We start from the raw sequence: 8,547 nt of genomic DNA, 5'->3' as shown, positions 1-8,547 counted from the left end.
TCCATTACAACGGAGGTGCCTCATGACATCACAGGAACTGTATGACTACGCGGTGTCACTGCTGGCAAAGCGGGATTACGCATCCGGTGAATTGACGCGGGTTCTGGGTAATCTGACGGAAGACAGAGAGGATATCGACAGGGCGTTGTCGCATCTGGTTGAGTGCGGTTATCTGGATGATCACCGTCTGATAACGGACTACCGTCTGAGTCAACTATTTTACACGCAGGGATCCTGCCATCTAATACGAAGACGATGGTTCATTTTTGTATCCGATATTGCTCATCTCCTTTCGGCTTATAAATATGCTTACCATGACATACAAGGGTCCGAAATGGCCCGACAGGACTTAACACAGCATTTTGGGAAACCATGGACGTTGAGCGTTATCTAATGGTCGCGATGCGCCTTACGGCCCGTTGAATCACGTCCCATGGCTTATTTCATAATACCCTTTGTAATCAATATCCTGCTTTACAATTGCATGCGCCACTCTGGCGACTTTTGTTGCCACAGCCGTCATGGCTTTTCTTTTCTGATCTGGCTTATCTCCATTTTCCCGAATATAACGTTCATATTTGTAGCGGAAGCTGTTTTCTCTCGTTCTTACGGCTACGGTGGCGGCAAGCCAGAAGGCATATCTTAACCGCGCATTTCCACGTTTCGACAATCTGTAACCACTGTGCTTTTGTCCGCTCTGACTGGCGGAAAGATTAAAACCGCAAAAGTTGAGGTACTGCCGATAATGAGCGAAACGTGTCAAATCACCACTTTCGGCAATTATCATAAGGGCAATGACAGCACCAATACCCGGGATCGTACGTAAGTGTCTGTAGTCGCTCCGTTCCTGTAAATATTTTTCTGACTGCTTTTCAAGCTGCAATCGTTGAGCCGAAAGCCCGACATAACGGTGAAGCTGCAATCTGAACGTGGTCACTGCCAGAGAATCTTCTGACAACGGTAATGCAATGGAATCCGCAGCAACATCATAGAGATGTTCAAGAAACTGCTGTTTATACTGTTTCCGGCCAACAACATCCCATGACTGTTTTACAAACACATCCCGGTTCAGTGACGTGATACAAGACGGTGTAGGGAATTGAAGTAAAAACTGGCAGAACCACTCTGCCCGGGACATATGCAGAAACTGCTCAGCTTCGGGAAAATAAAGGGTCAGATAGTGGTTAACCAGGCTGTTCAGACATCGTGTTAGTGCCAGAGTAACCTGATGATATGTGTTTGATATCTCCTGTATATCGATAATGCCATTCGCCAGAGGATCATAAAATGGTGAAGATAATCCTTGTTCGAGCAAATACATAATGACACTGGCATCTTTGCGATCATTTTTATCCCAGGTCTTAAACAGCATCTCACGAGCTCGCGCACATCTGATAGATGAAACAAGATGGCACTGAACTCCCTGCTTATGTAACCACCATGCGATGTTGCGGTGATAATCAGCTGTAGGTTCAAAGGCAGCGATAATATCTTCATGGGGTGAAGCGGTGAGCGCAAGCAGTCGGTTGAACCCTTCCAGGGAATTTTCAATACGCAGGTAGGATGTTCGTCCATCCGGGTGCCGAATTTTTGCATCGTGATGTTTTTTAGCGATATCTAGGGCAATCAGAGTCCCCGACACACCGATGTTACTAACTAAAGTGTTCATTGATTTTCTCCACTTGTGACAGACACAGACATTACAAGTTGTAGAAAATAGCTGACTTAAACGCTAGCTGGATGCACTCAATAGGTATCACGGATCTGATTGAAAAACATGTTCGAAAGAAACATGGCCCGACCAGAATCAAACAGGAAATCAGGCAAAAGGGTTTTCCTCAGGAGTTGGTCGAGCAGGCGTTGGAGAAAGTTGATGTGGACTGGTATGCCATGGCAAGGGAGCTGAAAGTCAGTAAATTTGGTGATGAGATGCCGTCAGAAGCCAAAGAGAAAAACAAACAGATTCGCTACCTCCAGTACAAGGGGTTTTCGATGGACATGATATTTGAGGCATTGAGCTGATCATGGTTTGTTGTTAATCAGAGCCCCAACGAAGACAAATGTCGCATTTTGTAGCTTCGCTCCCACTGGGCCTTTATCCGGTGTTTCGCTGCGGGTTTTCTTTCTCCGTGAAAGACACTGGCACGGGGCGCAACCCTGAAAAGGGTTCGCTTCGCCGTCATCTCCCCCGTTCGCACTCGCTCGTTCCTCACTCCCTTGCGCATGCGGCCTCGTCGTCGCCCTTGTCATGTCTGCTGATACCCCGTTCCGGTCTTTTTTTCACGGAGCAAGGCTCCCCGCGCTGTGTGAAACCCAAAAGGGCGACGCCAGAAAAAGGCCATTATCAGGAGAGATGAGCATGACCAACCTTGCAAATAATATTCAGACCGCTTCTACCGTAACCGCGATAAAAGTGCCTAATTATCAACGCATGGACATATTTCCTTTGTTGTTCGGTGCCAGGCACATCAAAGGCGAGGCTCTGATCTACGGCCATATGCGTAAATTTTGCACTGCCTATAATGGCGGTCATTGGGTCATTTTTCGTTTATCTAATGGGGGAGCCTATCTACGGCCAGATATGGAGACAGCGCGTATGGGGGTTACCAGTAACTATTTTGATGCTGAGATTTCCGGTGATGCGGCGGGGATCATAGTCACCCTGTACGCACTCAATGTGCTGATGTGGGAAGCGAGCGGAAATGATAACGAGGTGCTGCTGCAACGTCTGACCAATAACTATGACTGGTTGAAAGATTACGCCAGCGAGCACAGCGAGCGTGGTTTCATTTATCGCGCTATCGATTAAATATGCATAAATAATGATATCAATAATGTATATCACTATTTATTTAGTTATGACGTGCAATAAAAAGGCAGAGCTTACGCCCTGCCTTCTCATCTCCAGCCTGCACGAACAGGCCGGTTAACTCCATCGTTAACGGAGACAAATCCATGACTAACGATCGCTTTATCCTTGCATGCCAGACGTATTTTGTAAACCAGCGCACCAACGGAACACCGCAAAAAAAGCGGATGCATCATGCCACCCTTGACGAATTTGCGATCAGTCCCCGACTGAAAGCATTAGGGCGACATATTGTTCACTGCCAAAGCAAGCAGGAACCGGTCCGTGTACCGGCCTTGAATGGGGCAGAGTGGGGGCAATTGTTGCGAACACTGGAGCATAAACGAGCCTATATCTGATGTTTTACCGTCTTCTGGGGCGGTGTTTTTTGCCTGCTGGATGCCAGCCGCCTTGAGCGGATGTCATCCAGTCCAGGGCGCGCTTGCAGCGGTCTGATGACCGCGCCGCTTTCACTGGCCACTGTCGTGGCCGTTAAGATTCGGCTTTGCCGATTTATTTCCGGCGTCTCCCTTTGCTTTTGCTGATTGTGCAGAGCCGCTTTCTTCATGACTTACGCTGGCACGGGGCGCTGCCGAGAAAAGGGTACGCTTCGCCGTCGTCTCTCCCGTTCGCACTCGTTCGTGCCTCACTCCCTTGCGCATGCGGCCTCATCGTCGCCCTTGTCACGTCAGCTGATACCCCGTACCGCTCCTGTGTCACGAAGCAAGCGACTCAGCACCGACTGAACCTTGAAAAAGGAAAACGCCGGAAAAAGCCTGAGAAGACACATCATTAAGCAAGGGGTATTTCATGACAGATAAAGATATTGATACGTATTTGGCTTATTGTAACGCCAAAAAATTGCCCATCAGTCAGATTGATAAAGAGACATACAACGAAAATCTGTGTGTGCTCCCACCGTTAGATTGGCGTCATGGTGATCATAGTGAATCGTTCAAAATGATTGAAATGTATTGTGGTGATATCACGGAAATCTATGTGCGTTTTCGTTGTGACTATTTTGTAATGCGTGATAACCGCTATTTGACACACAATCAGATTATGATGCGTGTTGAAGAAATTTATGTCGCGCAGGAAAAAGAGGGAACCGTATGAGACACGATCAGAGTTCACCCGTGTTTTATATAACCGGTACTACCTACATTTATGATTACGCTGAAATGGAGGGAGATGTTTATGTGACACGATGGAATCGAAAAACCTTGGAAACAGTCCGTGAGGTTGATCCGACGTGTCACATCATTCCGTTTAAAGATGCTTTTATGCAGATTAATGAAGCCGCCAGAACCCAACCGGAACGTATTACCCTCGAAGAATATGAAAGGGGATGGAGCATGCTTCCCACCATGCGAAAAATGGCCGTCAGTCACTCCTCATCATTTATGGTCAATTCTCGGTTCGTGGGATACATCGTTCCTATTTATGTTCGTATTTTTGATGTCTGTTTTATGTTCTTAGACAGTGAATATTTTGAGCATGAGGAAATTCTGGAGAAAATAAAATTGTTTGTTCAAACAAATTAGCATGTTAAATAAAATTAACTTTAAGCGGCGATAGCGCGTCGCTTTATTATTTTGTGGATAATATGATGGAAAAACAGATTTAATTTAAAAAATGTCTGGTGTGCAGCATTGCACATATGACATTAGATGATGTGAGAATATTAGAATAACGGTCATAGGATATTAAGCATTGGCTGGCAGAATATGAATACAATTTCACTTTTTATTTATACAAAGTAAAATATACTCTGTTGCACCTTAAGCTTTTTGGTTTGTTGAAAGCCATTCGCCTCTTCATCTTTAGAATGATACAGGTACATCATATCGACATGATAGAGTTAGATAGGGATGGTGACGTGATCGTGGGCGAAATTATTTCGAACGGTGAACCGATATTTTCTTCCAATCTCATCGAGAGGTTGAAAGAAAAATGCCATAAATCGCATGTTATTTCATATTCAATCGTCAAATTTAGCGCAATTTCATCGTGCAGGGGATTGACCTCCACACGATAAAATAACATCCAGACACTTCAGCATTAATGATGCTATTTTATTTCGTGCTTGTTATGGCTGGGTTGATGAATTCAATGTATTGATTTTTGCTGCCGATGCTTTCTTCTTTTTCATTGTGATATTGCTATCTATCGTTTCTTTAATCGCTTTTGCACTGACAGTAATTCCTGCCACATCCAGTGCGGACTTTATTTCTGTTACTGAATAACCTTTCTTCACAGACAAATCAATAAGTTGTTCACGCAGGTTAGCTAATACGCCTTTTCCTGTCATTCTTGATGCATTCAAATCTGGCAAGTCAGCAAGTTGCATTTTGGCAAGTTCGAGTTGCTCCTGTGTGTAATAACTGTTTATAGCCATAATCCGGATTCTCACTTTGAATTTTAAAAATGTGACCGATTATAACCTTTATCCCAGAATTTAATCAAAGGCCAATCCCCCGTGCCCTTCTGGCGTAATGACATTAAAGAAAAAACAGGACATAATCAGTATCTCAGTGTTAAACACGGGACCAGATATGTTTTGTTGAACCGCCTGCACGCAGTCGGCCCCAACAAAACTCCGGGTCAGGGCTTCGCCCCGACACCCCTGATTGGTGCCCGTCGGCACGATTGGATTATTGAACTGGAAAAAATGAGTAAAAGTGAGAAACGCCAACGGTCTGATGTTCTGCTGGGGATACGTTGTTACCCGGAAGAGAAAGAGCAGATAAAAGCAAAGGCAGATGCCGCAGGGCTTAGCGTGGGCGAGTTTCTGCGCCGTTGTGCTTTAGGCCGGAAGATACAAGCCAAATGTGACACCAAATTAATTATGGAACTGAGTAGGCTGGGGGGACTTCAGAAACATTTGTTCAATGAAGGTCGGGGAAATGTCAGCGATAAATTTAGCAAAGAATACTCGCAAGTGTTAGTCGCCATACAAAAAGCCATCTTAACGATAGGGCGGGAGGGACAGTGATTGTTGTCAAACCAAAGAAACGCCGGGATGGTAAGTCCAGCTTCCTGAAACTGGTAGCCTATGTCACGCTTCGGGATGAGGAAAAACCTGATGAAGCGATTGATCCATCACATCCGGCGTGGCGTCCTTCGAAGTCAAAAGAGGCTATCTTTGGTAGACTTATTGATTATATCCATCGTGATGGCGATGAAGAAAAACTGCATATTACCGAAACGTTTCCTGATGGTCGGCACCAGGTGATTTTCGATAGTGTGTTGTGCGAAACGAATACCTTCAGTGTGGCGACTGCCGCAGTAGAAATGCAAGCTGTTGCCTTACAGAATACCCGGTGTAAGGACCCTGTCTATCACTTCATTCTTTCCTGGCCGGAGACAGATTCACCTACTGAGCAACAGATATTTGAAAGTGCCCGTCACAGTCTTCGAGCGCTGGATATGTCGGACCATCAGTACGTCACCTCTATCCATCGTGACACCAATCATCTGCATTGTCATGTTGCCGTCAATCGTATTAACCCCATGACATATAAAGCCGCCGATGATGCTTTCGATATCCCCCGGTTGCATAAAGCCAGCCGTGAAATGGAACGTAAATACGGCTGGATGCCAACCAAAGGTTGTTACGTTATTAATGAAAATAGAGAGATTGTTCGTGCTCATCCAGACCAAAAACCTATGCCACACGGTGCTAAAGGTCTGGAGTATTATGCTGACCAGGAAAGTCTGTATACGTATGCAGTAAGAGAATGCCAACAGGATATTGCTGATGCGTTGACATCTGATTCTGTGAACTGGGAACAGATCCACGCGGTTCTTATTCGGGCGGGGTTGGAATTAAAACAGAAAGATAAGGGATTGGCTATTTACAGCCGATCTAATGCAGAACAAACGCCATTGAAGGCCAGCAGCTTACACCCTGACCTGACGTTGTCTACACTCGAACCTCTTGCGGGTCCCTTTGAGCCCTCGCCGGAAGTTGATGTTCATGACGAGAATCGATTGGTCTTTGGGTACGTGGTTGAGAAAGAATATGACGAACGTTTTCATGCCCGTGATCAGTTAGCCCGTTTCGAACGCCGAGTTGCTCGTGCTGAAGACAGGGAAGATTTGAAAGCGCGATATCGTGCCTATAAGACTGCCTGGCAGCGCCCCAGCATTAATGCAAAAGACCGGTTCAGAACGTTGGCCGCAGAGTTTCGGGTACGTAAAGCGCACGTCCGAATTTCTGTCCGTGACCCTCTGCTTCGAAAACTGACGTATAACATCATTGAGTTTGAACGCGCTAAAGCGATGGCGGCATTGCGAATAGATATCCGAGCTGAACGTGATGCACTTCGTGCTTCACCTGAGTACCGGCGTCAGACTTATAAGGTCTGGGTTGAGCAGCAAGCGATGAAAGGTGACAGGGCCGCAGTGAGTCAATTGCGGGGGTGGGCATACAAAATCAAGCGTGATGCACGTACTGCTATTCTCTCTGATAATGTTATTAAATGTGCGGTGGCTGATGATATTCAGCCGTTCCGTATCGAGGGATATACGACTCGAATCAACCGGGATGGGGCCATTTTGTATCAGACTGATGGGATTACGCAGATTGTCGATCGGGGTGCGCAGATTGAAGTGACCAGGCCGTTTGAGTCACAAGGTGCAAATATCATAACGGCCTTGAGCCTGGCTGAAGATAAGAGTGGTGAGACTCTGGCCTTTGTGGGTAAACCTGATTATGTCAGTCAGGCGTGCGCTGCCGTTCCTTACTTTAATGCGATGAGCGATAAGGCATTGCCACTGACTCAGCCAGAGCAGCGTCAACAGGCGGGCTATGTATTAGCGAAAGAAGATAAGTCTGAACTGGTTAATCGAACTCAGCAGCTATTACGAAACAGACCAAAACCTCGTTAGCTAATTTTATGGAACAGGAAAAAATGGAGAGCTAAGTATGACTTACAGCGAGGAATTTAAAATAGCGTTGGAACGAACGGCCCGTTTTAATCTGACCCCCCCAGATATTTTCAGTGAAACATTTACGCGGGTTATGAATGATAAACGGATCCGCCAGATGAATCGGGTGTTGGCTCCGGCATTTGAAGGTATTTTGAGTTATGAGCAAATGGTGGGGCAGTGTCTATCTATTAATTTTAAGGCTCGCCCTGTTCTTGAAGAATGGCTGGGGTGTCCGGTTTATTACACACTTGGTTGGATCGATGACGGGACTCAGAGGGGACTCTACAGATTCGATGATGACATGATTGCAGACAAATTGGCGAATGGGCATCAAGATGACACGATGGATATTCATGCCTGGCTAACGTTACCCAGCATGGAAATTATCGACCTGACACTAACCACAACTTTAAACTTTTTGCAGCGACGCAAGGAAGGTGAGGGCGGTATTATTGTGAAAAAAGCGGATGAGATCACGGGTCTTTCGTACAAACCGATGCTTGTTGGCGATACGTTTTTGTCCAAAGTCGGTGTATTACGGGGCGTGACCTGGTTCGAACTGGGGTAGGTTAGCCAATGTTATTATGATAAAACTAAAAACCGCCGATACTTTGGCGGTTTTTAGTGCTGAGAAGGTAAGCAGCCTTTCAGCGATACTGCTGTTGTAGTGCAGCCTAAGCCAAGACCGCACAATGAAACGATACTTTTATAGTATGCTCTGAAAACAAAAAAACCGCCAATAATGGCGGGTTTTTTTTTTTTGT

The 8,547-nt window shown here is 45.8% G+C and carries 10 protein-coding genes and 1 pseudogene; 9 read left to right on the top strand and 2 right to left on the bottom strand.

Annotated elements, in window-relative coordinates; translation table 11 throughout:
* Positions 1-394: pseudogene (locus AEP37_RS27425) on the top strand (hypothetical protein); the annotation flags it as partial.
* Between the two features lie 30 nt (positions 395-424).
* Here the strand turns inward: AEP37_RS27425 and AEP37_RS21625 are convergent.
* A complete protein-coding gene (locus AEP37_RS21625) occupies positions 425-1,669 on the bottom strand; it encodes an IS110-like element ISYps2 family transposase (protein WP_012606380.1) in 1,245 nt (414 codons plus the stop codon).
* Positions 1,670-1,740: 71 nt separating this feature from the next.
* Between AEP37_RS21625 and AEP37_RS21620 the strand changes: the two genes are divergently transcribed.
* The 5 genes from AEP37_RS21620 (at position 1,741) to AEP37_RS21590 (ending at position 4,392) form a co-directional block, all read left to right on the top strand.
* Positions 1,741-2,022, top strand: a complete 282-nt coding sequence (locus AEP37_RS21620; RefSeq protein ID WP_012606379.1) for a regulatory protein RecX — start codon at positions 1,741-1,743, stop codon at positions 2,020-2,022.
* A gap of 337 nt (positions 2,023-2,359) precedes the next feature.
* Entirely contained in the window at positions 2,360-2,809 is a 450-nt protein-coding gene (locus AEP37_RS21610; RefSeq protein WP_049615265.1) for an antirestriction protein, read from the top strand.
* A 146-nt stretch (positions 2,810-2,955) separates the two neighbouring features.
* A complete protein-coding gene (locus AEP37_RS21605) occupies positions 2,956-3,207 on the top strand; it encodes a hypothetical protein (protein ID WP_012606366.1) in 252 nt (83 codons plus the stop codon).
* A 451-nt stretch (positions 3,208-3,658) separates the two neighbouring features.
* Positions 3,659-3,964 carry a hypothetical protein gene (locus tag AEP37_RS21595; RefSeq protein WP_012606365.1) on the top strand — a complete coding sequence of 102 codons (306 nt, stop codon included), beginning with the start codon at positions 3,659-3,661 and terminating at the stop codon, positions 3,962-3,964.
* Positions 3,961-4,392 carry a hypothetical protein gene (locus AEP37_RS21590; protein WP_049615263.1) on the top strand — a complete coding sequence of 144 codons (432 nt, stop codon included), beginning with the start codon at positions 3,961-3,963 and terminating at the stop codon, positions 4,390-4,392. The genes AEP37_RS21595 and AEP37_RS21590 overlap by 4 nt, the downstream gene beginning before the upstream one ends.
* A gap of 545 nt (positions 4,393-4,937) precedes the next feature.
* Here AEP37_RS21590 and AEP37_RS21585 read toward each other — a convergent pair.
* Positions 4,938-5,246: a hypothetical protein gene (locus tag AEP37_RS21585; protein ID WP_049615262.1), complete on the bottom strand. Its 309-nt coding sequence runs from the start codon at positions 5,244-5,246 to the stop codon at positions 4,938-4,940.
* A 273-nt stretch (positions 5,247-5,519) separates the two neighbouring features.
* On the opposite strand from AEP37_RS21585, the gene mobA reads away from it, so the two are divergent.
* From mobA to AEP37_RS21570, 3 genes are read left to right on the top strand one after another with little or no spacing between them, the layout of a single operon-like run.
* Positions 5,520-5,843: a plasmid mobilization protein MobA gene (mobA, locus tag AEP37_RS21580; RefSeq protein WP_012606362.1), complete on the top strand. Its 324-nt coding sequence runs from the start codon at positions 5,520-5,522 to the stop codon at positions 5,841-5,843.
* The gene (traI, locus tag AEP37_RS21575) at positions 5,840-7,741 is read left to right on the top strand and encodes a TraI/MobA(P) family conjugative relaxase (RefSeq protein WP_072086385.1); all 1,902 of its coding nucleotides are present in this window, start codon (positions 5,840-5,842) and stop codon (positions 7,739-7,741) included. The genes mobA and traI overlap by 4 nt, the downstream gene beginning before the upstream one ends.
* Positions 7,742-7,778: 37 nt before the next feature.
* Complete coding sequence (locus tag AEP37_RS21570) at positions 7,779-8,351, top strand: hypothetical protein (RefSeq protein WP_012606360.1); 573 nt, start codon at positions 7,779-7,781, stop codon at positions 8,349-8,351.
* Positions 8,352-8,547: the final 196 nt, after the last annotated feature.

This window comes from Yersinia pekkanenii, from assembly GCF_001152565.1.
Lineage (GTDB): Bacteria > Pseudomonadota > Gammaproteobacteria > Enterobacterales > Enterobacteriaceae > Yersinia > Yersinia pekkanenii.
This window is presented reverse-complemented; position numbering and strand designations above follow the sequence as displayed.

Excerpts from the sequence above, each read along its gene's own strand:
- AEP37_RS21625 (WP_012606380.1), bottom strand. The coding sequence starts at position 1,669 with ATGAACACTTTAGTTAGTAACATCGGTGTGTCGGGGACTCTGATTGCC.
- AEP37_RS21620 (WP_012606379.1), top strand. The coding sequence starts at position 1,741 with ATGCACTCAATAGGTATCACGGATCTGATTGAAAAACATGTTCGAAAG.
- AEP37_RS21610 (WP_049615265.1), top strand. The coding sequence starts at position 2,360 with ATGACCAACCTTGCAAATAATATTCAGACCGCTTCTACCGTAACCGCG.
- AEP37_RS21605 (WP_012606366.1), top strand. The coding sequence starts at position 2,956 with ATGACTAACGATCGCTTTATCCTTGCATGCCAGACGTATTTTGTAAAC.
- AEP37_RS21595 (WP_012606365.1), top strand. The coding sequence starts at position 3,659 with ATGACAGATAAAGATATTGATACGTATTTGGCTTATTGTAACGCCAAA.
- AEP37_RS21590 (WP_049615263.1), top strand. The coding sequence starts at position 3,961 with ATGAGACACGATCAGAGTTCACCCGTGTTTTATATAACCGGTACTACC.
- AEP37_RS21585 (WP_049615262.1), bottom strand. The coding sequence starts at position 5,246 with ATGGCTATAAACAGTTATTACACACAGGAGCAACTCGAACTTGCCAAA.
- mobA (WP_012606362.1), top strand. The coding sequence starts at position 5,520 with ATGAGTAAAAGTGAGAAACGCCAACGGTCTGATGTTCTGCTGGGGATA.
- AEP37_RS21570 (WP_012606360.1), top strand. The coding sequence starts at position 7,779 with ATGACTTACAGCGAGGAATTTAAAATAGCGTTGGAACGAACGGCCCGT.